We start from the raw sequence: 403 nt of genomic DNA, 5'->3' as shown, positions 1-403 counted from the left end.
CCCCACGCGCAGCCGTGCGGCGGTCCCCACACACACTGGGTCCGCAGCGTGAGCCTCCGGCGCGGTAGAGTGCTCTGGCGGGTCAGGACCTCGACGCGGACGCCGATGGCGCGCTCACGGGAGTCGGGGCTGAGCGGCGGCGCTGCGGCGTGAGTGGCGGACGCCAGGATGGTCGGGATCTCGTCCATCACGGCGAGGCCGCGGCGGAGGCCTGGCTCGCCGGCCTGAAGGCCAATCTCGCGCACAAGCCTGATGGCAAGGACAACGACGTGATCCGCGAGATCGCGCAAGGCACGTGCAAGATCGGCATCGGAAACACCGTGGCATTGGCGCAATTGCGCGACGGACGGGAAGGGGCCGACTGGCGTGCCTGGGCGATGGAGGTCAGGGCGGTGCCATCGAC

General features: G+C 70.7%; 1 pseudogene. It reads left to right on the top strand.

Annotated features, from left to right (window positions below):
• Positions 1-149: 149 nt before the first annotated feature.
• Positions 150-403: pseudogene (locus CVM73_RS38905) on the top strand (hypothetical protein); the annotation flags it as partial.

Origin of the sequence: Bradyrhizobium forestalis, assembly GCF_002795245.1 — a bacterium.
Taxonomy (GTDB): Bacteria; Pseudomonadota; Alphaproteobacteria; order Rhizobiales; family Xanthobacteraceae; genus Bradyrhizobium; species Bradyrhizobium forestalis.
This window is presented reverse-complemented; position numbering and strand designations above follow the sequence as displayed.